The 25,811-nt window shown below is 37.5% G+C and carries 21 protein-coding genes; 6 read left to right on the plus strand and 15 right to left on the minus strand.

From position 1 onward, the window contains the following. Positions 1-13: 13 nt before the first annotated feature. The 4 genes from B2107_RS13155 to B2107_RS13170 are packed head-to-tail and all read right to left on the minus strand — an operon-like array spanning position 14 to position 5,548. Positions 14-1,381: a RagB/SusD family nutrient uptake outer membrane protein gene (locus B2107_RS13155; RefSeq protein ID WP_293956119.1), complete on the minus strand. Its 1,368-nt coding sequence runs from the start codon at positions 1,379-1,381 to the stop codon at positions 14-16. A 10-nt stretch (positions 1,382-1,391) separates the two neighbouring features. Then, positions 1,392-4,568 (minus strand): SusC/RagA family TonB-linked outer membrane protein, encoded by a 3,177-nt coding sequence (locus tag B2107_RS13160; RefSeq protein ID WP_293956120.1) that lies wholly within the window; start codon positions 4,566-4,568, stop codon positions 1,392-1,394. Then, positions 4,552-5,166 carry a TlpA family protein disulfide reductase gene (locus tag B2107_RS13165; RefSeq protein WP_293956121.1) on the minus strand — a complete coding sequence of 205 codons (615 nt, stop codon included), beginning with the start codon at positions 5,164-5,166 and terminating at the stop codon, positions 4,552-4,554. The genes B2107_RS13160 and B2107_RS13165 overlap by 17 nt, the downstream gene beginning before the upstream one ends. A gap of 4 nt (positions 5,167-5,170) precedes the next feature. Then, positions 5,171-5,548: a hypothetical protein gene (locus tag B2107_RS13170; RefSeq protein ID WP_293956122.1), complete on the minus strand. Its 378-nt coding sequence runs from the start codon at positions 5,546-5,548 to the stop codon at positions 5,171-5,173. Positions 5,549-6,368: 820 nt separating this feature from the next. Between B2107_RS13170 and B2107_RS13175 the strand changes: the two genes are divergently transcribed. The 6 genes from B2107_RS13175 to B2107_RS13200 all read left to right on the plus strand — a co-directional run bounded on the left by B2107_RS13175 (position 6,369) and on the right by B2107_RS13200 (position 12,523). Beyond that, positions 6,369-6,890 (plus strand): hypothetical protein, encoded by a 522-nt coding sequence (locus B2107_RS13175; RefSeq protein WP_293956123.1) that lies wholly within the window; start codon positions 6,369-6,371, stop codon positions 6,888-6,890. 838 nt (positions 6,891-7,728) lie between these two features. Beyond that, the gene (locus tag B2107_RS13180; RefSeq protein WP_293956124.1) at positions 7,729-8,340 is read left to right on the plus strand and encodes a hypothetical protein; all 612 of its coding nucleotides are present in this window, start codon (positions 7,729-7,731) and stop codon (positions 8,338-8,340) included. A 21-nt stretch (positions 8,341-8,361) separates the two neighbouring features. Beyond that, positions 8,362-9,861, plus strand: a complete 1,500-nt coding sequence (locus tag B2107_RS13185; protein ID WP_293956125.1) for a hypothetical protein — start codon at positions 8,362-8,364, stop codon at positions 9,859-9,861. After that, a complete protein-coding gene (locus B2107_RS13190; RefSeq protein WP_293956126.1) occupies positions 9,851-10,270 on the plus strand; it encodes a hypothetical protein in 420 nt (139 codons plus the stop codon). Before B2107_RS13185 ends, B2107_RS13190 begins: the two co-directional genes overlap by 11 nt. Before the next feature lie 564 nt (positions 10,271-10,834). Next, a complete protein-coding gene (locus tag B2107_RS13195) occupies positions 10,835-11,086 on the plus strand; it encodes a hypothetical protein (protein ID WP_293956127.1) in 252 nt (83 codons plus the stop codon). A gap of 534 nt (positions 11,087-11,620) precedes the next feature. Further along, a complete protein-coding gene (locus B2107_RS13200) occupies positions 11,621-12,523 on the plus strand; it encodes a helix-turn-helix transcriptional regulator (RefSeq protein WP_293956128.1) in 903 nt (300 codons plus the stop codon). Positions 12,524-12,638: 115 nt separating this feature from the next. Here the strand turns inward: B2107_RS13200 and B2107_RS13205 are convergent, their stop codons facing one another. The 11 genes from B2107_RS13205 to B2107_RS13255 form a co-directional block, all read right to left on the minus strand. After that, positions 12,639-14,552, minus strand: coding sequence for a polysaccharide biosynthesis protein (locus tag B2107_RS13205; protein ID WP_293956129.1), 1,914 nt, complete (start codon positions 14,550-14,552; stop codon positions 12,639-12,641). A 130-nt stretch (positions 14,553-14,682) separates the two neighbouring features. Beyond that, positions 14,683-15,645 (minus strand): nucleotidyltransferase family protein, encoded by a 963-nt coding sequence (locus B2107_RS13210; protein WP_293956130.1) that lies wholly within the window; start codon positions 15,643-15,645, stop codon positions 14,683-14,685. 265 nt (positions 15,646-15,910) lie between these two features. Next, the gene (gene gldN, locus B2107_RS13215; protein ID WP_293956131.1) at positions 15,911-16,894 is read right to left on the minus strand and encodes a gliding motility protein GldN; all 984 of its coding nucleotides are present in this window, start codon (positions 16,892-16,894) and stop codon (positions 15,911-15,913) included. 31 nt (positions 16,895-16,925) lie between these two features. Further along, positions 16,926-18,221 carry an SUMF1/EgtB/PvdO family nonheme iron enzyme gene (locus B2107_RS13220; RefSeq protein WP_293956132.1) on the minus strand — a complete coding sequence of 432 codons (1,296 nt, stop codon included), beginning with the start codon at positions 18,219-18,221 and terminating at the stop codon, positions 16,926-16,928. A 29-nt stretch (positions 18,222-18,250) separates the two neighbouring features. After that, the gene (locus B2107_RS13225; protein ID WP_293956133.1) at positions 18,251-18,943 is read right to left on the minus strand and encodes a hypothetical protein; all 693 of its coding nucleotides are present in this window, start codon (positions 18,941-18,943) and stop codon (positions 18,251-18,253) included. A gap of 135 nt (positions 18,944-19,078) precedes the next feature. Continuing rightward, on the minus strand, positions 19,079-21,469 hold the full coding sequence (locus tag B2107_RS13230; RefSeq protein ID WP_293956134.1) for a GumC family protein: 2,391 nt from the start codon (positions 21,467-21,469) through the stop codon (positions 19,079-19,081). Between the two features lie 4 nt (positions 21,470-21,473). Next, positions 21,474-22,226 carry a polysaccharide biosynthesis/export family protein gene (locus B2107_RS13235; RefSeq protein ID WP_293956135.1) on the minus strand — a complete coding sequence of 251 codons (753 nt, stop codon included), beginning with the start codon at positions 22,224-22,226 and terminating at the stop codon, positions 21,474-21,476. A gap of 126 nt (positions 22,227-22,352) precedes the next feature. Then, a complete protein-coding gene (locus B2107_RS13240; RefSeq protein WP_293956136.1) occupies positions 22,353-22,772 on the minus strand; it encodes a WxcM-like domain-containing protein in 420 nt (139 codons plus the stop codon). Between the two features lie 8 nt (positions 22,773-22,780). Beyond that, positions 22,781-23,740, minus strand: a complete 960-nt coding sequence (locus B2107_RS13245; RefSeq protein WP_293956137.1) for an MraY family glycosyltransferase — start codon at positions 23,738-23,740, stop codon at positions 22,781-22,783. Continuing rightward, positions 23,737-24,645 (minus strand): NAD-dependent epimerase/dehydratase family protein, encoded by a 909-nt coding sequence (locus B2107_RS13250; protein ID WP_293956138.1) that lies wholly within the window; start codon positions 24,643-24,645, stop codon positions 23,737-23,739. The genes B2107_RS13245 and B2107_RS13250 overlap by 4 nt, the downstream gene beginning before the upstream one ends. Before the next feature lie 5 nt (positions 24,646-24,650). Further along, positions 24,651-25,802 carry a glycosyltransferase family 4 protein gene (locus tag B2107_RS13255; protein ID WP_293956139.1) on the minus strand — a complete coding sequence of 384 codons (1,152 nt, stop codon included), beginning with the start codon at positions 25,800-25,802 and terminating at the stop codon, positions 24,651-24,653. Positions 25,803-25,811: the final 9 nt, after the last annotated feature.

Consider the following 25,811-nt stretch of genomic DNA (forward strand, 5'->3'; position numbering starts at 1 on the left):
TACTTTCTAATGATTATTCCATACCGGTCATATTTTTAACCTCAGCTGGAATATTAAAAATGTAACCGCTGCTATTGGGCAAGAGTTTGAATTGTTCAGTTTTACCGTCAACGGTTACCTCACGGACAATTTCCTTTTTAAAACGTTCGTCTTTATTCAACCGTCTCAAATCCGACCACCTTAGCCCTCTACGAACCAACTCTTTACGCCGCTCCCTAATTATTATTTTCAACAAAGCTTCTGAGTTAGTTTCTGTTACAGGCACAAAGAATTGCTTCTCAATCCGATTTTGCAACAGATAATTTAACTGTTCCAATGCGCTGGTAACATTTCCCAATCGTGCGTTACATTCAGCGGCATTTAATAATACTTCAGAAGTCGTCATACCTACAAAAAAGAGCCCTGCCCCCGTTCCCATATACTGCCCTTTAAATGTAGAGAAGCCATCTGTTCCTTTTTTATAGTTTGCCCGAAGTCGCAAGTCATGCGCTTCATATAGTTGAAGTAAATCCATTGTCAAGTACGACCCTCGACTCCCAATAAACATGGTCGAGCCGTTTGAGTATGCAAAAAATAACGTTTCAGCATTCATCGCTGGATAAGGATAAGCTGCATCGACATTCATTGTATTGAGATCCATCAAAGTCTTATAACTGCCCAATACCTTATCCGCATAATTTTTTGCTTGCACATAATCTTCCATCGCCAAATACACGCGTGAAAGTGCAGCAAAGGCTGAAATCCTGTTGGGTCTTGTCAGTATACCCAGTTCATGTGGCAGCAAGTCACTCGCTTGTTCCAAATCTTCAATAACCGAACGATAACATTCCCCGACTGTTGACCGCTTGGTTTTGTCATTGATATCAGCAGTCAACTTGAGCGGTATGCCAGCCCCATTATTATCACCTTTCTGATCAAAAGGAGCAGCATATAGCTGCAAAAGAGTAAAATGCATCAATGCGCGATGAAAAAGCGCCTGTCCTTTGATGTTAGAAGGATCAAGCCCTTTCAAAATTTTAATATCAGGAAGTCCATCCAGCACCGTATTTGTTACAGCAATAGCCTTATACGCGTTGCGCCACACAACCATGTTTTCAACTGTTCCATAGAGCGCTGGATTTTGGAATGTATACACTTGTTGTTCAAAATTGTAAAGCCTATTGTAACCAGCGTCCGAAACGAAAAAATCATCTGTACAAGCTTCGAGCAAAAAAGGGTAACTCCCCAAATTGAGCTGATTACCTGCATCAAGGAGTGCCTGCATATCCTCCAATGTGGATGGCACTGTGCTTGTTTTATTTGTTTTATCCTCTAGAAATTTAGTACAGGAAGCCATACAAAATAGGCTTACTAGGAGTAGTTTGTAAATATATTGTTTCATGACACAAGTATTAAAAATTAATATTCCCACCAACTGAAATTACGCGCGGCGCAGGCAAATCCAAATAATCAGGATCGAGATTTTCCTTATTCTTTCGCCAGATCAATCCCACGTTATTTGCTCCAATGTAAAGTTGGCCTTTGATCTTTTTGTCGTTTAGGCCAAAGTTGTAGCCGAGTCTAATATTTTGCACCCTAATGAGATCACCTTTGACGATATTATTGGAAGAATGCTGATAAAACAGATCGCGATAACTATCGTTGGGATATTGCATCGATGGAACTGTTGTCGTCAATTCGTCCCCCGGCTGCTGCCATCTCTTGGCAAAATCAGCGTGTCCATCCCAAGAGTCAAATAAACTACCATAGACAATGGATTTCTTCTTAAAATAGTGTCCAAATTTAAAGAGCAGACTAAAATCTAGGTAAAACTTGCCATAGCCTATGGTAGTATTCCATGCTCCGTATATTGGCGGTAAGGCTGTACCATGGTAATTTAGGTATTGCAATGAATCTGTCGTCAGGGCCTGATAATCTTTCGATATTTCGCCATTTTTATATCCCCTTGGATCGCCATTAACCGGATCCAGCCCAGCGGATTTATAAGAGAAAACAGGGTACAGAGATTTATCCAATAACGGCATAAGCGTCCTCCCACCATCCAGATACAGGTTTGTCGCTCCGATTGTCCCTCTATAATCAGTCACTTTATTTTTGCTATAGGAAAAATTAATGGAAGATTGCCAGTAGCCTTTTCCGAACCTACCGCTTGAGGCGAGCGTTAAATCAATGCCATGCGTTGCTATTTGACCTACATTTTTTGTCAACAGCAAATAACCCGAAGTCGGATCTAAGGGATCATCAGAAAGCAGGTCAAAAGACTTCTTCCGATAATAATCTAGATTAGCCATTAATTTTCCACCATAGATTGATAAGTCCATTCCGAAATTTAAGGTACGTACCGTTTCCCATTTGAGTCCCGGGTTTGGCGGGCTTCCAATCAGAGCATAAGGCAAATTGCTGTAATTTGAATTACCGACGTAGCCGATTACAGTTTTATTGAGTGCCCCATAAGGTTGTACACCACCGTAACCGAAGGTTGACCGCAGTTTAAGATGATCTATCCAATCGGTCTCTTTCATAAATTTTTCCTTTGCTATCTGCCAAGAAAGTCCTGCCGACCATAGTGGATTCCACTGGCTGTTGACATTCGTCCCGAAGGAATTCGCGGCATCCTTTCGCGCAGAAAAAGAAAGCCCATATTTCCCCTTGTATTCGTATAAGCCATTAAAATACATGGAAACGGTTCCCGACAATGTTCCTGCATACGAATCCAAGGGCGTCATAAACCCGTAGCCGAGCCCACCGTAGAGCTGATAGATAGCATTATAATCCATGCTTTTGCGGCTGAGAACTTCGGCATTGTAACCATAAGATCCCGAAGAGCGCTGGTCGGCATTTCTGGTATACAGCTCTGTACCGATCAGTGCATTCAAAACATGGTCGCCCCCAAAAGACTTGTTGAAGCTCACTTGTACCCTTCCACGATGCGATTGCATCTCATTGTCAGCATTGCGCAATATAGCTCCAAATGGAAAATCGTACAACTTTGCCCCATTGACAATTCGCGTATACTTATTGATCAAATCCCGCACCTCAAAAGAATCCTCTCCCGAAAGCGATTCTGATTTGGTATTACTATGCTCATAACCATATATCAAATCGGCCTTTAAGAACGGGAGGATGTCATAATGCAAGTTAAAATTTAAATAAAGGTGCCTATTCCAGGCCTTGTAAGTCGACTTATCCCGATCCGCTAAAGGTCGGTAGTTCCAGTCCAATAGACCGTCAGCATTTGCCCTTTCAAGAAAAGATGGATTATAAAATCTCGGAATCGACAGGAAGTTTCCTTCCCCATCAGCCAATGAAGCATAAGGATACAACGTATTTTTTCCACCACCGGGAACCATAGGATAACGTGGCGTTGAAGAGAACATTCGGTCTCGACCATTGATCAGGGAAAGCGTGTTCTCTATGGATAACTTTTGCCCCAATTGCCAGCTATTTACGGCCCGCAAGGTTAACCGGTCATTATTTGCCCCTTTTGTATCCCCTGTCCCGCGATCATAGCCTACCGAATAGCGGTTTCTATTGGTTGCATTACTTGTGGAAATATCCAAAAAGTACTGCTGATTGACCGCAGCTTGATAAATATATTTCATCAGGTCATTTCGATAATCGTTACCCTCTAGCGCTCTCAATCGCGTATTCAGATCAATATCCGACAAGCGCCTCGCTTTATTTGCATACAACATATCCACAACAGGCGAAAATATCGTCGTTTGATTATAGGCGCTATTATATGCATCTTCGTAATACTTATTATCAAATAGAAAACGTTCCACATCGATAAAATCCTTACTATTGATCACTTTGTTATAGAATAGGTCAGGCTTGCTGCTGACCATTGTTGTTGTTGTGAAATTGATAGTAGGCTTACCGCCCACCTTTCCCTTTTTGGTGGTCACGACAATCACGCCATTTCCTGCTCGAGATCCCCATATACTGGAAGCTGCCGCATCCTTCAATACGGAGACAGATTCCACATCATTAGGATTAAGATCGTCCAATGTACCATCGTAAGGGAAATTATCGACCACGATGAGGGGCTGGGCCGCTATTTCAGAAAAGGTGTTTATCCCCCGTATATTTAACACCGATTTTCCGCTCCTTCTATCAAACTGCAGTCCGGAAACTTTACCTTCTATACGGTCCAAGATCCCTCTGCTCGGGATTTTATTGAAGTCTTTATTCGATACCACTCCGAAGCTACCCGTGGACCGTTCTTTCGGCATAATTTGATATCCCGTGTTCACCTGCACTTCATTCAGTTTATTTTCTTTGGTCTGCATCGAAATTATCAAGTTTGCACTATAACTATTCCAGCTGACCTTTTGGGTTTCAAAGCCGATTGCTGACACGGAGACTGTAAGTGGAGTAACTATACTGCTTATTTCAAACTTACCCAATGAATCCGTTCGATAAATTGATGCAGATCCCACCAATTTAATATTCGCGTCAGCAATTGGATGCATCTTCTGGTCGATAACCTTCCCACTGTACCTACCCTGAGCAAATACAGTAAAGCAACAAAGAGTTGCCAGGATGGAGCTAATTATTCGTGTCATAGCGATAATAATTTTTTAGAAAGGAGTTAACAGATACCGGACCAACCAATCTTTTTAGTGTTATTGCCGCTATTCTTTCATTGGCATCTACCCAAACATAAAATGGGTATACATCGTGCGGAAACAGCTTAATCAAATAATCATCAGCATATATTGAGGTAAGGTCATTTGTTCGAAGGATATCATTAGGCATATTATGTATCCGTTGATAAGTATCTTTTTCACCGTAGGAGTTTACTAACAAAATATTTAATTCCTTCCCGAACTGCTTTTGTAGCTCGACTAAGTCTGGAAAAGCAGCGATACAGGCGCCGCAGGTAGTAGACCAAAAGTCAAGAATAAAAGATTTGCCTTTGTACTTAGATAGTTCTACGAATGCTGTGTCCCCTTGATTATAGATTTTCACTTTTCGGGACCAGAAATCTTGAGGTAATTTATTTCCGACGAGTACTGGACGCACTGGATCAGACCCATCCGCCCCGCTGTCCTGGCGGGGCGTCTGGGCCGATAAACTAAACATAGAAACCAAACACAGCAGTATCGCTAGTGCTCGTTTGCTCTTAAAGGCTTTGTACAGATTGTATATTGTTGATTTCATCATTTTAAAGATTTGGCTGGTTAATGGATTGAAAAAAATCGTTGATTTTTTTGGTCAGCTGGAGTTCCTCCATATTCGCTTCCAGAGTTGACAGTTTTAATTGGCCCGTATCAATTTGACCGCTATGCGTCAGGAAATAGGCTATTAGCGCGCGCAAAATATCCGACAAAAACAACGTTTGTTGTAGAGACTCCAATTTGCTTTCGGTAGCTTCGCCGAGGGTTTTGCATTTGAGATCCAATGCGTAGAGGTTTTCGCGTATCGTGACTAGCGAATAATGATCCCAAAAGTTTTCGATACATTTCAATGGATCGTAACTGTCTTCATGGATCTCGTAAAATGGCGTGTCGAGATGCAGGAGATCTTCATAAATGGCTTTCATGTGTTTAGTTTTTAGCTGTGACCATAGCGCATAGCTCTCCCTGTCCGACCGAAATCAGTTTTTGTGGGAGCCTGAATGGGCTCAGGTCACAGCGGTGAAAAAATAAGAAATAGGTTATCGGGCGCAGTGCAGGACAGTTACACGTAATTTGATAGAGACGATACCGCGTCCGTTGGTAAAATAAAAAACCGACCTTTTTTATAGAATTTCTATAACAGTGTTTTTCTAAAATCTTTGCTTTTGAAATCGGAAACCCTTACTTTTAAAGTGCGAAGATAAAAGAGATGGGGGCTGTTCAATTTTAGAGCGTGGATCTAAAAAAAACAGGCCGGTAAAATCAACAATTGGTATGCGATAAATAAGCCATTACGGCTTTTATATCCATTCGATACCCAGGGGCTATCGACCATTGTTGATTTTAAGCTTTTAAGAAGCTATTCTGGTGGGCAGTATTTGTTCTTGATGAGCAGTGATACTGCAAGCTGACTCAACTGATCCTTGATCTGCCGTCGTTCTGTTGTGGTAAATGACTCTTTTTGTCTCATAATTTACAAGTTGGGTTATCAACAAGAGTCTCGAAGGGGAAGGTCAAGCGCTAAATAAAGAGGATGGCCCACTATCTTCAACCAGCAGTGAGGCACGACGAAGAGCCTTTGACACGGTATCCAATAGGGAGCCATCCCCTTTTTTTGTAAAAATACAAAAAGCATGGGGGTTAGCAAACCCTACGTCTCGTGTCGTTGGAAAATTCGTCGTTTTCACTTCTGAGACTCAATCAGAAAACTGATTATATCACAAATATAGTCAATTATATACAACAATGAAAAATACGATTCAAGAAAATACAGAAGAGCCTGATTATAAATATATTAAATTTAAAGAATTTAGAAAATATGTTTATGAATTGATTAGATCATGTAACTTAAGCAAAGTTGCTAAAGAAGATAAAAAGGATACAATTCAAGACCTCATTGCAAGAAATGGAGGTGATCTTTTTTCTGGACTTATGTTTTACTTGGTCTTGAAAGAACTTAACGCGGATATCAATATTGCTTGCGAAGACTTATTTCACGACTACACGTATCCAGGCATGAAATCCCCAGCAGAAGATCTAACTAAGTTCGCAAAATTTATCTCAGGTATTAGCCTTACCGATGGTGAGATCGCATCCGCAATTGGCGCCAGTGGAAGTCGAATAAGCAGAATCCGACGTGCAAATGATGGAACCGATTTTTATCCCTATCAAGTGTATGCTTTAGCAAAAATATCACAAATTCAACCTAGTCAACTTTTTGATTACTTTTACGGTGATGGCGAGCGTCCAATAATTGGGTTAACCTAAAGTAGCATCCAAAACGGCAAAAATAAAGATCAAAAATCTTTTATAATTTTTTCAATTTCTAAAAATTATTTCTATATTAGATCAGCCGGTTGAAATATACCAACATCTAGCGAAGCGCCTTAATTTATTAGGGCGCTTTATTACTAAAAAGAGTCAACCCCATCTACATAAAAATAGATTTTTTTCGTAATATATTTAGTTTCTAGAAGGTACTCCTCTCGCATCACTTGATGTGTGGGGAGTTTTTTTTTGTTAGAGCAACTCTATCATTAAAATTCACAGAAATCTTTAACGAGTTTGGATTAATTAGTATAATAGATTTTTAGGTAAACTTATTTTTTTCTAAACACCAAAGTTCTTGCAATGCCTTCTTCCCGCTTATCTTTCAATGCCAAATACCTAATGATAAGTAGCTTTTGGAAAGAACTAATAAGCCTTTATAAGGCCTATACAGTTTCTATTCGTCTGAATGCATAAGTGTACGTGTAATCGTACAGCGGTGCTCTGCCACCTATTATTCTCGACGCTCTTCTTATAACCCCTCAATTAGTTATTTCAATACTTTATTGTAAATAATTTCATATATTTGGATGCCTTTTAGTAATCAAAGCTTATTAACCTTAAGCAGTGTTAGCTTATTATTTTTCAAAGCATCTGGACTTTTTTGAAATTTTAAATTTTGACAATAGAGGACGACGCGTATTGGCGTAGTGATGGAGTAATTTTGAATAAATAAAAAATACGGAAAACTTTAAGGAGCTTTTTGCCGAGACATTACACCTTGAGAAAACACACGAAAACATATGCCGGCAATTATCTAACAATCTAATTATAACGGATGAAACAACAATTTATTCAACATAATCCCGAATACCCAAACGTGCCAGGCATAGTGCAAGTAGAAGCATGTATTGTGGATGACAACGATATCCCAGAAGGATATGGTGGCATCAACAGCGAAGGTTATCCCTACGGCCTACTGCGGCGACAGCCAATTATCCCTGAAATTTTGAATGGAATCAACAATCCCAAAGTTTGGGCATTAGCGGAATCGTGTAACCGCCGGAACAGCGAACAGGGTTTTCGTATGTTCAAGGTAAATGGCGAGTATTGTTTTTGGGGATTACGACTATTACCTGTTGTTAGAACACCAAATGCTCAAGAACTCAAAATGCTTTTAGAAAAAGATCCTTCTTCAGCCGCGGCTTTAAAAAGTAAATCTATAACACCACGGATAATTCGCGATATCACTTACAATCTTCTCCGGAAAGAGCTTGCCAAAGTACTTGATGTATCCGTAAAAGAAGCAAGTCACATTATCGGAAACGAGTTGGACTGTGCACCACACGAAGACCCTTGCGGCTATATCTTTATGGTGCCCAATTGGGCGCATAATTGGTTTAGACATGATGGCTACGTAAAACAAATGTTGGCAGTGTTGAATGGGTAAAATTAATCAATTTAAATAGAAATGAATAGGCTTGAAAATATCTTAAAACAGCATATATCGAACTTACAAAGTACTGATATTAATTTTATAACTCGTAAAATAGAGTATCTACACGAAAATATACCTTGGTATTATTATGCAAAACTCTTTGGAATCATTGCGTCTACTGTAATTCTATTAGGGAGTTTATTTAAAAACAAATATTTGGACGTAAATAGAAAGGAACCTTTTAGCAAACGTATATCGTATGGTTTGTTGCTGTTAAGTGGATTATTTGGTATTCATCACTTATATCTTAGACAAAAAAAACAAGCATATATCTATTGGGGTTTGCTTGTATCTTTCATTATATTAAATGCAAATTTTTTTTATGTGTATCTTAAATTTCCAACTGTTATTTTTGATTTCTCATCCTATACAATTCTTTCAAAGATTGTATTTCTTTGTATGGGTTGCCTACTTATTAAGGATATTTTTTTAATTCCATTTTTTTGTTATAAGCAGAATAACACTATTTATAAACGCCATTTTGAAACAGACCTTATATTAGGGGATAAGAAAAATTCCGTCACTAAACATCTTTCAATTAAAAGACAAATTTCAACAAAAATAAAGAATGCTGATCGAGCAATCCATGAAATATTAAACGATAAAAGTATAAATACAGAAGGCCCAGAAGTCAGTAATTTTTTTAAATCAATTGTAACATTAGGGAAATCTTCTAAACTTCAAAACGAAGTAAATCGCTTATCTGCTTTACAACAGGTCGCTCTTACTACACAGAGTGATTTTAGAGATGCAATGGATTATCATAATGATGCAGAAATATTATTGGCAAAATGTAGGATGGACGTCTTCAGAAATCTTTCATTAGCGAAAGAAATGGTTATTATCATCAAAGATAAGATTAGCAGTAAGGGTAGTGAGATAATCAACGACAAGATAACAAAAATAGAAATTGACGGTATTAAAACGTTTCAAGATGAAAAAATGCTCATCAAATCTTTCAGTGACAGTTCATTTTTTGATGACGTGCATGAAAAAGTAGGCAAATCTATAGTTAATGTACTTGATAACAAAAAGGAAATAAATAAGCATACTTTAATAGAGAATGGTATCGAATTAACATTAGAATTAATCGGAAGCTTCGTTTCTGAAATTGGTCGATTAAATAAAGAAGTTTCTTCAAAACGTCTTGAGGTACAACAAGCAAAAAACAAGATAGAAAATGCAATGCTTAATACCAGTAAAGGTTTTTTAGCTATTAAGGCGAATATATTAAGAATCAATGAAATTATAGAATCTTTAGATAAGGTCAATAAATTGTTCATAAAGCGTTATGACCCTATGAGACTAAAGGTTTTTGGGGATTCAGACCTTTTTTCCTATTTGAATCAAAAATCGAATCGAAAAAAATTGAAAAATGATAAGGAATTTTGGGAGGATGTAAAACTATTACTCCAAATATGCCATGAATATAACAACATAAATAAAGCAAAAATCATAGATGATGGAAAATAATAAAACAACAGCAAAAAAACGCATCGCAAGTGCACTTGTGGATAAAACCATAAACGTAATTAGTTCATTTGACGTTAATAAAGTTGAAGAACTCTGGAAAGAAAGTAGACAGATGAATTATGAGCTTAAGAAGCTTAAGATTGAATCTGATGAACGGATAAAAATCTATTCAGGTAAACTTCAAGAATTAAGAAATACTTTGGAAACAACTTTTGCTGAACGTGAAACTGGTTTAAGTGCTTTATATAGGAATCTTGAACAGGCAGAAAAAGAAAATGATCGAGAGAAAATTATGGCTATTTTAATGCTAATTAGCGGTATTATAGTCAAAAACCCATTAAATGACTTTGTCAAAATGACGAAGGCATTAGAATTTGGCAATCAAGACACTTTAGAGCTAGATTTTTAATCATTTGTGGGTTAAGTTAATTAGAGCAAAAAACTTCAACATATTATAAAAGTACTAGTAAATGATTAAATCTTTCTATCTTATGCTTTGCCTTGTTATTGCAACAGTGGCGTTAACTTGGATTTCCTGGGGCAGTGCAATATCAACGACATCTACCGTTTTTATTGGGGTGTCATTTATTCTTTTCGTCCTCGCGCGAATGAAAGAAATGGAATATTGGGATGTCATTTTAATTAATATCGGAGCTATAATATTAATAATAGCACACGGTTTACACCTGACTTTAGGGTGGTTTTAGCTTTTATACAAACCGCCAAATACGGGCGGTTTGATTTTTTTGCTGATTTCCCTAGTATTTTTTTAGCATTTTCTAGGTCAACAGTATGACGGAATCATCTTCTCCAATGGAATATTCCCTCAATGAGAATCAGCAAATCACCATTTATCTGAGTCATTCATTTTTCCAAGATTAACTGTAGAAAAATAACCAACCACGACATCTCCTGTCCTAATCCCATTGCATCTTTGCTTTCATAATAAAACAAGCTTTACAAAATAATATTTATGAAATCAATTGTAATCTTAGCCAAAGCCTTAATCAATGGCATTATAGGACTCGCCATTGGCTTGGCATTTGCCACTGCATTTTCGTGGAATAAATGGGCACTGGGTATCTTAGGCTATATCCTTGGCTGGCTCCTCTTGTCCAAAGGTTTTTGGGCGGGTATAAAAGAAGAAACACAGAGGCTTGAGAATGAAGCTGCCCAAAAAGACAATAATTCCAGCCAAAAAGAAAGGGAGGACAACAATGGATAAGCGAAAAAATATAGCGCAATGGATTGCTGTCATTATCTGCCTTCTTCCATCACCCATCATTCTAACAGTCATGATGGGTATAGCAAACGCTATGAATATGTCTTTCTTTGTGGCATTGCCTCTACTTGGTATAGCAGGCTTAATTGTCCTGTGGATTACCTGTTCGGTGTTATACAAGATTATTTACTTCATCATCAAATAAACATTATCATGAGAGGAATTGTTACTGCCGTTATCTTCCTGCTAATTTTAAGCGGAGCGAGCTCATTTTTATTAATAATTGGTGTCCATCTGATCGTGGAGATAGAACCGACTATGCAGCCTGGCACTAACTTACAATGGTATACATGGGTGATTCTTTCAGTATTCGTCATATTAAGCTTAAAGGTCATTCTAAAATTGAGCCGTTGGGTCAGTCATAGTTTATGTGATGCTTTATCAAGAAAATCGGAATAAACAGTAAGAGAACGACACATAATGTCACAGTCTATTCTTAACTTGTTAAAATATTATTTAGAAATAAAACAGTGCGACATGTCAAAAAGAGAAGCTATAGCAAGATACAACCTAATCATTAAGAAACTAAGAAAGCGTCCGGCTAAGTTTATCGAGATAGCGGACTACTTGGCTTTGGAGTCGGAGATACAGGAATATGATTATAATATATCTATGCGTACATTTCAGCGGGACAGAAAAGATATATTCTCCATTTATAATATCGATATCCAATACGATTTTATACGGAAGGTGTATTACATTGATCAAGAAGAACAACCCGAGTTGAACGAACGGATATTGGAAGCTTTCGACACATTCAATGCCTTGAATCTTACGGACAGATTATCGAATCATATCCACTTTGAAAAGCGAAAACCACAGGGTACGGAGCATCTTTATAGCTTGTTGCATGCCATTAAAAACCAGTTGCAGATCAAGTTTGTCTATCAAAAATATTGGGAAGGCGGATTAACTGACCGTCATGTTGAGCCCTTTGCTTTAAAGGAATTTAAAAATAGATGGTACTTGTTGGCAAAAGACCTCAAAAACGAACAGATCAAAAGTTTTGCACTCGACCGGCTGAAGGAATTGGAGATATTGAAAAAGAGATTTGAATCTCCGAAAAATTTTGATGTAAATGAGCATTATAGACACTGCTTCGGTATCATCAGCCAAAATAGAGACAAACCGGAGGATGTCATTTTATCATTCAATCCTTTTCAAGGGAAATATATTAAATCATTACCTCTACACGAATCGCAAGTACTGCTTATTGATAGTGATGAAGAAGTGCGTGTGAGGCTGAAACTATTCCTCACCCACGATTTCTTTATGGAATTGTTATCTTTTGGAAATGACATGAGAGTCATTGCGCCCAATAGATTGATTGATGAATTAAAATCAACTGCTAAAAATATTCTAGACATGTATGAAGAATAGGAATCGTCTCACTACTTTCCTCCCAAAAAATGATTTTTAATAAAAGCGATGAAAGGGGAGTTTTTTTAGCATATAGCATCCCTAAAATGAAAAAGCCATTCCTTTTCAGAAATGGCTATTTGTCCAATGTTTCAAAAACAGAGTTCTGAGAGCGGTATTCCGGCACGATATCTTTCACCAGCTGCACCAATTTCATCTTATCGGTATTCGGATCGGCGGTTTTCGCCAGCGCACACAATTGCTCTACTCTTGCTTTTTGTACGTCCAGATCCGGTGTATTCACTTTTGCGATCATGATCTTTTCGTGATAGGTCTTCTCGGTGTTTTCGCCATTCGCCAGCAGCTCTTCAAAAATTTTCTCACCCTGGCGTAGACCGACAAACTTAATATCAATATCCTCAGGGTAGTTGTAGCCCTTCAAACGGATCATCTGTTTGGCCAGATCTATGATCTTGACCGGCTCACCCATATCAAAGACAAATATTTCCCCACCTTTACCCATTACTGCGGCTTCCTGCACCAATTGACAGGCTTCAGGTATGGTCATAAAATAACGGGTAATATTTGGATCGGTAATGGTGAGCGGTCCCCCTTTGAGCATCTGCTTTTCAAATAGTGGGATGACCGAACCGTTAGATCCCAATACATTGCCAAAGCGCGTGATGATGAAGTTGGTTTTGGAGTTGCTATTGACGGTGGATATCGCAATTTCAGCCACACGTTTTGTTGCTCCCATCACATTTGTCGGATTCACGGCTTTATCTGTAGACACCATCACAAATTTAGAGACACCATACTTATCCGCCAATTGTGCCACATTGTAAGAGCCCCATACATTTGTTAGAATCGATTCGTAAGGATTGGCCTCCATCAGCGGCACATGTTTATATGCTGCAGCATGAAAGACGTAGGTTGGCCGGTAAACCTGGAACAGCGTCTCCATAAATAGCGCATCCCTGACATTACCTACCATAAACACACAACGGTCAAAATTTGCCGACGCGCTCAGCTCCTGCTGAATATCATACAGCGCAGATTCTGCCTGATCCACCACGATCAGCTGTTTAAGATCTGTATGTGCAAGCTGACGCACCAGTTCACCACCAATTGAACCCGCACCGCCCGTTACCAATACAATTTGATCCTTCATCTCTGCCGCAATGGACGGGTTGTTCAGATCGATTGCCTTTCGTCCCAGTAGATCTTCGATGCGCAAGCTTCGGATCTGGCGGGTTGCCACCTCTCCTGCCAACAAACGTGCCGTATCCGGAATAATTTTGACGACTAATGGAATCGGTTCCGCCAGCTTAAAAACGTTATTCAAGCGCTCAGGCGACCGATTGTCGATAGCAACAATCAATTCCGCTGCATTGCCATGCCGATTGACGAACTCTTTATTCAATTTATTAATATCGTGGATTCTAAAGCCTTGGATACGGTTACCGATACGATGCGGATTATCGTCCATAATGGCCACAATGCGGTATTTGGTACGCGATGTTGTATGTATAAAGTGAAAGGTGGTATTGCCCATATTTCCGGCGCCAAAAAGGATCACTGGAATACGGTTATCCTTACCTCCCCACATCAGCTCATGGTACAACGCCCGGTAAAACACACGGCTAAACGTCATTCCGAATCCCGCTATCAGCGCATGAAAAAGCAGCTGAGTATCAGAAAAAGGGAAAGCTTCATGCAAGAAAGAAGGCTGCGTCCATTCCAATAGCTTACATACAAGGACCGAAGAAAAATAGCCCAGTCCGATCGCAAACACCATCCGTTGCAATTCACGGAGGCCGGTTTTATGTATAACCCCCTTAAATGTTCCCAGTAAAAGAAAGCAGATCAGATAAATGGTGGAGACCAAAATGAGTTGTATGCGCAACGCATCCGGCTCAACGCCGCCCCTATGTTTGAAGATGAGCACATAGCTGGCAAGAAAGGATACCACTACTATGATCATATCTATTAAAAGAATGACCCAACGCGGCTTGTTAACGGACAAGCCCTCCCTCCATAAATTACTCATTTAAAATCTATTAAAATTCCCTTTCGAGGTTTAAGTTTGCGTAAATGTACCAATAAGTTGGCATATAAACGGTAAAAGTTCTCTTAATATATAGGAGAACTTTACCTGATACATAAAGAAATAGTATTATCTAAAAATCCAGATAAATGCTTTCATCAACCACCTTCTTTTCTGGCCATAAGCGTTGCGGATAATCTCCACGCTCAATTAATTGATGAATACTTTGTTGAACCTGATCCTTATCTTCCTTATACGTCACACCGAACCATTTTGCATCGGTGGGAAGAACAGAAAAGTTCGCAATGCCTTGTTTTACCATATAATCCGGCAAATCAGGGATAAAGAATTCCGCTTTTGGGTTCTCGTGATTTTGCTCCACAAAATCAGGAAATAATGCGCGTGCAACTTCAAATATTTTAGGCGTAAATCCCCAAAAATTCATCGACACCCGTGTATTGCCAGGTAATACGGTTTCTTTCTCTTCCTGAGCGTAGACGATATCGCTGTCTTTTCGATAAATGTTAGTTCTTTCCGTAACGCTTTGTAAATGGTTCGTAGCATTTACTTCACATACACCACGCGAGACATAGCCAAAGTCAGAAAGGGTATTCCCAACCTCAAATCCAACCAATGCCATTTCCGTATCATTGGCTTGATGCTGTAAAAAAGCAGCCATTTTCTGAAAGGCATCATAGCCGTAAAAGTCATCCGCGTTGATCACACAGAATGGCCTATCCACCTCTTGCTCGGCACTCATTACAGCATGTCCTGTTCCCCAAGGCTTTTGACGTTCGACGACGCGATCCACACCAAATTTTTTCAAGTCAAAATCCTGATAGGCGTAGGCAACTTCAACGGAGTCTGGCAGCTTATCCCCTACATTGGTTTTCATTACCTCCAAAAACTCCTCCCGAATCACAAAAACGACTTTTCCAAATCCAGCCTTTATCGCATCATAAATTGAATAATCTATAATTTTTTCTCCAAAGGGGCCAAAGCATTCTACCTGTTTTGCCGACCCATAGCGGCTGGCCATTCCTGCAGCCAAGATGACTAGAATGGGTTTTTGCGAATACATTTCATTTCTTAACATGACGATTTGATCTTATCTGTTTGTTTGTTGTTTTAAATATGCCTTAAAAGATACTTTCCTTCTTACGTTGAAGGACTAATTTCATATTTTGCGTTCGAGAATTTATAGGAAAATAGAAGCATAAAATAACAAAACATATGCCATTATTTATCCTTTCCCATGAACAAACCATGAAGAATTGATTAAAAAGAACCCTATAGGACCCTAAAATAGTGATGCCTCATCTTTTCTAAAGAGAGGCACCACTACTACTTTATCGTATTTATTATAATTTCTCTTCTTTTGTCTCTACTTCAGACTTATTTCCCTCAAGCTCTTCTGCCTTTACGCCTTTAGGATTGCTCCACAACCTTTTCTTATAGGCATCGAGCTTTTCCTCCACTTTTTTACCGTCCAGCTGTTGGCCTCCATTTTCGGTATCTTTCAGATTCTGCAACATACCCGGCGATGATTCCCTCACGATTGTACTTGCAAATTTGTTCTGTACAAAGAAATCGTCCATGGTCATATCATACAGACCCTTATCCGGATCAGAAATATCGACCTGTATCAAACTGTAACGCAATTGTGGGAAATACAACCAAAACGCCGGTGTTGCCCCCACAGATTCTGCTAATTCTGCTGAAGTGGTGATATTCATTAAGGGTGCCACGCCAATGATGCGTGTCTCCAATCGGCTACGTTGCTTATCAAAGAAAATATCCTCCTTTACTCTAAATTTGGTTACGCGCGCAGGATCAAATTCATTCAGCGCCATTTTCGAATCGATCTGATTACCCTCGCCGTCAAAGATTGGAACCAGCACGCTATCTGCAAAGCGAGCCAACCCTTCTTGAGCACTTAATCTTCCTTTGAACGAATCATCATCCGGACTGTAGAGTGACAATTTTCCCTTTTCAATGGCTTTCATGATCACTTCAATCAATGAATTACCTGGTACCGCCAATAGATTATTCTTTTCATCCTTAAGGTCAATATCGCGCCATACCCGCTTGTAAAACCGGATATTCTTTTTATTCACCTCGGGGTAAGCAAAAGGCACCGCATCCTCCATACTATTGGCCTGGTAAAAGCCATCTTCCAATGGAATGGTATCCTGGATTACCTCTCCTGCAGGGATAGGCGTTGAGGCACCCGTTTGCAACATCCGCTGCTGTGCCGGCACAGTATCTATTGTGGTTTCCTGTTGAGCAAACAATGACCCAATTCCAAAAGCCATCGCCGCTATCAATACTATTTCTTTTTTCATCGTTATCGATTTTTATATATACAACAGCGAATTAATACTTACGTGTTTTACTTTGAACGGTTGGCATTTCAAATGCCGACATCACACAACGGAAACCAATGTAAGAATGTGGTTCATAATCTACCGAGTAATTTCGGGTTTCGCTATTTAACTGTTCACCGTTATCTTTCCAAGATCCGCCGCGCACCACTTTACGTTTCAAAGCATCGCCATCCTTCTCATCAGCATCATACAGTAAAGCCGGATTTAAGTCATTCACAAAAACCACTGCAGAAGGGCTATACGCATCGAGCGTCCACTCCGATACGTTACCAGCCATATTATACACACCAAACGCATTCGGCATATACGATTTCACTGGAAGCGTAAACGTGGCACCATCACGGGAATACGTTCCCTCACCCTGTTTAAAATTGACCGCCAATTTCTTTTTTCCTTCTGCTCCATCAATCGTCATACGCGATCCCGCAATTGTATCCTGAGGATCCAATTTACCCGATGCCGCATATTGCCATTGTGCTTCGGTGGGTAGGCTCAAGCTAAGCTGATAGCCATTAAGATAGGAATTTTTCAATACCGTAGCGGCCATCTCATTTGCACGCCAGTCGGTAAACGCTCGCGCCTGTCTCCAGGTAACCCCCACTACCGGATAATAATCAAAAGAAGGGTGGGTAAAGTAATTCGCATCTAGCGATGCAAGTTGCGCATTCGGAAAATCTTTTGTCCAAATGTCTTCAACGGGCATTACAGCCACAGTATCCGTCACATATTTCTTTTTTACATTCCCTTTCGACTGAAGGTAAGAGAATCGATATCTAATCATCTCCGGATTGAGTGCTCGTCTATTCCCCTGCATTTCAAGCATAGGGGCGATACGCTCCTGGATAGCAGGATCGTTACTTTTCCAAATTGGTGATATCTTTTTTACTTTCGCCCAATTGATCCGCTTTTGTCCTACCTGTTCGCCTGCAATATCCAAAAAATATTGGTCATCATTTAAATAATCGGTTACAGCAACCGAGTCCGCCACCCAGTTAACAAATTCACGGTATTGTTTATTGGTAACTTCCGCTTCGTCAATAAAAAATGCACTCACACTCACATTTTTCCCGACGTTTCCGCTATCCAATGATCCTTTGAACAAAATGGTTCCCGAGGGAATATACACCATTCCAGGAGGAGGCGGTAACTTTCCGCCTTTAAACGCATTTACTTTTGGCGCTTTGTACATCGCCGTATTCGATTTACACGCCGTAAAACCGATTAAGATCGATAAACAAAAAAGCCCCAGCAGGCGATTGCCATTGTACTTCTTACCTATATTCATTATTTTTTCTATTTAGATATTAAACTGGCCTATTTACGATTGAACAATGCATATTTGACACCTACAGACACAAAGCCATATTGATCGTTATTCTTATTGATAATACCATCCAAGTTATCGTTAAAGGTCAAAGTATGTTGATAGTTGACATTGATTGCCCATTGTGGTCCATATAACGTACGCCCAAAAGGAATGTCTATCCCCAAATTTAAGGGAACCACAAAATGAATCTGTCCGAATTTATCTGAAAATTCACCACCCTGATCCAATATTGCTTTACGATATTGCGATGATAGATGTGCTGCAATTCTATTCTTTACTAAGCCGGCTCCAGCACCAACGTAAACATTAGCAAGAATACGTGATAAGGTATTTGCCTGCAAGGTGTAATAACTATAATTCTTAGCTCCTTCCAAAAATTGACCGACACGTATTTTTCCGTTAATATTTCCTGCGAAATACCGATTCTTAAATTCGCTTTCGTACCCGTTCCCGGCTATTGTTCCCTTTTCACCATGTACCCCGACAGAAATAAAAGGTGTGATCAGATAGTCAAGCTCTCCATAAAATGCAAACTTTGACTCTACATTACCCATGTCTGTAAGATTAATTGTCCCTCCAGCTCCTGCGCCGATACTAACTGGCCTGGAGAACTGCGCAGAAACAGAACTACATAGTATGCAAAATGAGACAGTAACACTTAATAATAGAAGTTTTTTCATTTGGTTGAATGTATTAAGATATTAATAAGAACGACTTAAGTCTTTATAATAATGATATCAAATAAAAAATCCCAAGCCGTTTTCTACGACTTGGGATTCAACAACAATAAGGCCAAAATTAGTTAATATAGACCTTTATTTTATATTTAAGCGATCTTTCAGGTCTTGCCAAACTTTCGCAAAGCCCGTTTTCTTGCTTCCTTTGTCGCCGTAACCATAGCCGTAACCGTAGCCATAGCCATAACCACGGGCAAAGTCAACATCATTGACTACAGATGCAAGATTCTTCAATTTGCCGTCTACATATAGCTCACGTGGCACTTGAAGTAAGCGCTTATCTAAATAATCTACGCGAGACACGTATAACGTTAAATCAGCATTATGTGCGATCAACAAGGTATCTGTTACTAAACTTACTGGTGCTGTATCCACCAATACATAGTCATAATGCTCACGAGCGTATTTAATTACATCGTCAAAGTGACCATTCATCAATAATTCGGCAGGATTGGGTGCAATGTAACCGGAATAGACCACATCGAAATCATAGTTCCCAGGCTTTTTAATGATGATATTATCCACATCCATATCCGGATTAATCAAAAATTGAGTAATACCCACATTTGTATGTTGCAAATGGGATAATCCCAAATAATCCAATACTTTAGGGCTTCTTATATCAGCACCAATTAAAAGCACTTTTTTCCCTGACATGGATAGAATCTGAGAAAGATTGGTAGTTACGAAAGATTTTCCTTCCCCAGAGATTGTAGAAGTTACAAAAACCACTTTAGAAGCCTCCTTATTTTCGGCTCCAAACATAAAACTCATGTTAGTGCGTAAAATACGAAATGCCTCTGCTAGTGACGACCGATCATTTAGGTGTACAATTGTATCTTCAGCTGTAGGTATCTCCCCTAAAACAGGTATACCAACAATATCTTCAATATCCTTTCGAGAATGAATCTTGTTATCCAATAAAAATTTTATATAAAGAATTATTAAGGGTATAATAAACCCTAAAATCATCGCGCCCAATAGAACTATTGATTTTTTGGGAGAAACTGGGATTCTATTCGTATATGAAGCGTCGATAATTTTTAAATTATCTGGAGTGGCCGCTGCTTTAACTTCGCTTTCTTCCCTCTTCTGTAGCAGCAAAAGATATAATGATTCTACAATTTGTTGCTGCCTAGAAATTTTCTTAAATCCTTGCTCCTGACTCGGAATAGAGCTAATCCGACCTTTAATCTCGTTGGATTTTTGCTGAAGACTATTCAATGCTAATCTAGTCACTCTTTGATAATTCTGTAAAGATTGACTAATATTTCTGTAACTTTCAATTATGTTTTCATTAAGAGCAACTACAGTCGGGTTCTTCTCTGATGCAGATTTCAAAAGATCATCTCGTTCCAGCACAAGTTGATTGTATGATCCTATAGCAGAGGTTATAGATAAATCCTGAAGTCCGATATTGGACGGTAGTAATTTTCCAACTTCTTGGGCTCTCATGTAATTGTTCATATGATCAACTAATCCCAATTGTGTACGATATTCTAGAAGCTTCTTATCATTTTCAGAAGCAGTATTTAAAAATACCCCAGCTTCTGTAGCCATATCGACCATCGAATTTGCTGATTTAAATTCTGCTGCTTGCGAATCTGCTCCAGAAAGATCCTTGGAAATTAGAAGTAGACGTTTATTGATAAAATCAGATGTTGCACGTGTCATCCTAAGCTTATCATTTGTTAAATCTAAATTGTACTGATCAATTAAAGTGTTTAATACTAATTCTGCTTTTTTACTAATAGTGGATAACATGGAAAAGTTAACCACATATGATTGAAGTTCCTTATTCGGTGTTATTAATATGGAAGCCAAAGCCGCGTCTATAGCTTGATCTGTAGTTATAAAAGCTACAGTATACTCATTATCAGGATTATACACACGATTAGCTTTACGTTCAAAAATAAAATCATTATTTCCTATTTTTAGAACTTTATTAAATAAACAATCTTTTTTAATTCCTGTCTTTACATCTGTTACTATAAAATGGTTATTATTTTTAAATTTTACTTCCATGTTTATCGCAACGGTATCTTGATCCCCATGAACTCTTACTGCGAAAGGCATGTCCTTTTCCAAAACCTCTGTTGAACGAATCTTACCTTTTGAAGCATAAATCACATTCAAATGATGCTCATCAACTACTTTTCTCATTAATCGACGAGACAATAAAACATCAATTTGATCTGTAACGAATGCCGATCTACTTCCGCCGAATCCGATACTATTTGTCAATTCTGCAATACCTGCTAACTCTCCTGCAGAAGCACTTTTTTCATCCTTTAATAAAATTTTAGCTGTTGTGCTATATACTTTCTCAGTATATCGCAGATATACAATTGATAACCCAGCGGCTATTGTAATTGATAAAACAAACCATTTCCAATAGAAAGCGTATTGTTCAAATACTTGCCTTAGATTGATATCTTCAACTTCTTTATTTATATTTTCCTGTTGCATAAGATTAACGAGTCAGCACTGAAATAACTGTAATTAATAAACTAGCTATAGATATAATTATATTGGAATTAGCTCCGAGTTTAGAGTTATTGATTTGTGCTCTATTCGGTTCAACGTATATAACATCATTTTGAGCCAAGTAATATACAGGAGAATTTAATACACTTTTTTGTGTTAAATCTAACCTATGAATTGATTTTTGACCATCTGCCTCACGAATAACCATAACGTTCTGCCTAACCCCTCTTATTGTCAAATCTCCAGCCATTCCAAGCGCTTCTAATACTGTCACTCTCTCTGTAGGAACTATAAATGATCCAGGATGCGCTACCTCTCCCAATACGGAAATTCTAAAGTTATTAAAATTTATATTTACCCCGGGATCTTTTATATACTGCGATAATTCGCTCCTAATTTTCTCTATAGCCTCAATTTTTGTCAAACCAGCTAAATGAACTTTCCCTAACATTGGCAATGTAATGTCACCATTATTATCAACTGTATAAGTTGGTCGCAATGCCATATCAACTTGCTGAGTTAGATTAGTTGTTGACATTGTACTTAATGGATTAAATGGAGCTGTAACTTTAGGATCGGCAGCAGTTACAACAATAGTTAAGATATCATTTGTTTGTATCTTCGGAATATATTGATCATATAACGTGTTGAATTGTGTTGAGTCTTGCTGAAAATAGACCATATTCTTCCTAGATCCGCAAGAACTAAACAATACTATAAATCCAATAAATAGACTCATTAGTAATTTATGTTTTAAAATTAGATACATGCAATATTAAATTTTTGATTATGATAACAAAAGTATATTTTTTATTTATAATAAGGCAACTTAAAACTTAATTCAAATTGAATACATAAAAAACGATTAACAGAAGTAATCTATTTCCCACACATAATCATCCTGAGAAGCATGACTTAACGGATAATCTGCATAAACTAATAATTCACTTTCTGGTTCCAAAGCTCTAATAGCCACACAATGTCCTGGAGGAACATTTAATATTTTCATATCATCAACCTTTAACTCTTCGGTTAGTATGGGTAGGCTTTTTGATGGACTTTCCCAATTATCAATTTTAACAATTTTAAAAGAAAAACTCCCTGAAATAACATAAAACCATCTTTGTTCTATTCGATGTCCTCGCCACCCTCTCACTGAAATAGTATCCGAATTTTTAATGATATAAAAACGTTTCACACTAGTCATATCGAAATCATTGACATATCTAATCTCACCTCTGGAATCTTTCGAACGTCCACCTTTAATTGAAACAATCTCATTCATATATTAAACTATTTAATTTTAAATTTTCTCACCACTAGTGCTCTCGAAATCAGATAAATAACACTAATTACGATAATCAAGACGATACTAAATACATATTGGCTCCTAACATCTTTGTTAGAAAATATTATACAATAATAGCCTATAATAAGTTGAATAAATGCATAGAAAAACGAGATAGCCAATTTGTTTAAATTTGCTTCATTTCCCAAATATTGATATAAATGTGAACGGTGAGCTTCAAAAATATTTTCTTTTTTATATAATCTACTAATTATTGTCCAAAACGTATCTACACCATATACAATTAAAAATAATATATATATTATTTTTTGAGTTTTTATAATTAATAAAGCTATACCAAATATCAAAATATATGCTATCGCGACAGAACCGACATCCCCCGCAAAACATCGAGCTTGCTTCCTAAAATTAAAGAAAAGAAATACAATTAAACCTAATGAAGTAAATATTAAAAAATTTGGATCTATAAAATTTTCTTGTCTATTAACGAGGAATAATAAAAAAGTGATAGAAAGACTATAAAGACCGGTAATACCATTTATACCATCCATAAAATTATAAGCGTTTATTACTCCTACAACCACTATAAATGTTATAAAAAGATAAAACCATGGCATAACAAACAATTGTAGTTGATAGGCCATCAATAATACACCACAAAAATGAACTAGCAATCTAATTCTATTAGATAATGTATAAATATCATCTAAGAAAGATACTAATGTCATAATGGTTAATCCGATGAAAAACCAATAATATTGAAAACCTGAATTAAAAAAATAAATAAGGGTACCAAAATAGAATATAATCCCGCCCCCCCTAAGAGTTATCTTTGTATGAGATGACCTTTCATTAGGTTTGTCGATGATATTGAAACGTGACGCGAGCCTAAAGTAAACCAATTCTAGAACTAAAAGGCTAATTAAAACATATAAATAAGTCATTTATTATAAGATTTCGAAAATGATTCAATAGTGATTTCCAGTCCTTCTTCTGCAGTAAAGGGTAGCTTTTCAATATTTAGAACACTTTTAAGTTTTTCATTTGATACTAACAAGTTAGACGTAAGTTTTTTAATACGTTTTGTATTAAATGGACTACCCAATATATCTCCCACTTTTCCTAATGATCTAATCAATACCTTCGGAAGCGCAATCGTTAAAGTTCTCTTGCCTGTCACCTTTTTCATTAAATAGATTAACTGTTTAGTTGAAACATATTCATCGTCTGCAACATTATATATTCCTGTCGAAATTAGATGCTGATTTTCTATTATCTGTTTAATAAAGAAGGACAAATTTCCGGTCGAAATAAAAGATCGCTTATTATCAAAAGCTGAAAGCGGATAAGGTATTCCTTTAGCAATAAATTTATACAATAGTCCTAAATTACCCTTATCTCCAACGCCATGAACCATTGGAGGCCTAAGAATAATTAATTTTTTATCAAAAGGAAGTTTCTGCTCCATTAACCATTCCTCAGCAGCTCTTTTACTTTTTCCATACCAAGAGATAGGATTGCAAACACTATCTTCACGCAATGGTGAATCTGATTGAAACTCTTCCACTGCTGCCAAAGAACTAATGTGAATAAATAAGCCAGCCTTAGAATTTTTAAACCCATCGAATAAATATTTTACAAGTTCGAAATTCGCAAAATAAAAATCATTCTCACAAGCGTTACCGCTATGATCATGCGCCTTACCAACGAGATTAATTATTATCTCAGGATTGCTCAATTGTAATTTCTCCCTCCAATCTATGTCACGAAGAGAATGTTCAGAGCAATTTCTTAAACTATCTAAAAGATGTTTGCCAATAAAACCGGAACCGCCAAAAACTGCAATCATATCCTTTATTTTTTGTTAATCAACTTTTTATACAACTCAATTTGTGAATCCCAAATTTTTTCGCATCTAAAATTCTGTTCGGCCCAGATTCTACCATTATTACCATGATTCAATCTCAAATCTTCATCATTTGAATAGCACAACAACTTTTCTTTTAATTCCAAATCATTGTTCACTAAAAAACCATTATAATTGTTTTTAACCGCATCCATACATCCAGGAATATTTGAGGCTATAACAGGAATCTCCATGCTCGCAGCTTCTATTAATATATTACCAAAACCTTCGCGCTTAGAATACAAAACAAGCACATCTATAATCTCATAAACATCTTTGATATTTTGTTGATATGGTATGATTATCACACTATCATGATATTCTAACTCTTGCTTCAATTCAAGTGGTATAGAATCTTCAAGTTCAAATTCACCAACCAACAGTAACTTTACATTTTGAAATTTTTTATTAACATCCTTAAACATGGTAAAGAGTTCAGGAATTCCTTTGTCATTATTAATTCTTCCTACATAAGAGAAAACAACATCATTCTTACCAATCTTAAATTTTCTCCTTAGATTTTCTCTTTCAAAAGCTGAGAAGACTCTTTTGAATTTATTTACATTAACCCCATTACTACTTCCTCTTTCGAGCACAACAGCTTTTTCTCGTTTCAAGATTTTATTTGTGATAGCATGATCTTTCAAAGAAGGGCTTATAGGTATTACTATGTCTGCCAAAGTACACGTAAAAGTTTCCATAGCTCTGACTAATTTCCTCTTAAAACCAGATAATGTCTCAGACCTCAATCCCCTTAATGTAAATATTAAAGGGGAGAATCCTATTATTCGAGCAGATAAACAAACTAAGAATCCTGCCTTAGGAGTACCAGCATTGATTACATCTGGATTTATTTTCCTAATAATTTTTATCAGTCGAAAAACTGCTTTGAGGTCATTTATAATACTAATTTCACGCTGAAATGGGAAAGAAATTAGATTTGCCTCTTCACGCAAGCATAAATTTTCAATTTCCTTCCCAGGTGCAGATAAAACATGCACTTCAAAACCTTTATTTCTCAAATAGATAAGTTGTCCCTCTAAAAACTTAGCCCCTAGAGAATGTGTACATGTCAAAATAATCTTAATTCTACTAGACATCAAAAAGTG

This window comes from Sphingobacterium sp. UBA7855, from assembly GCA_002500745.1.
In the GTDB taxonomy this organism is placed as follows: domain Bacteria; phylum Bacteroidota; class Bacteroidia; order Sphingobacteriales; family Sphingobacteriaceae; genus Sphingobacterium.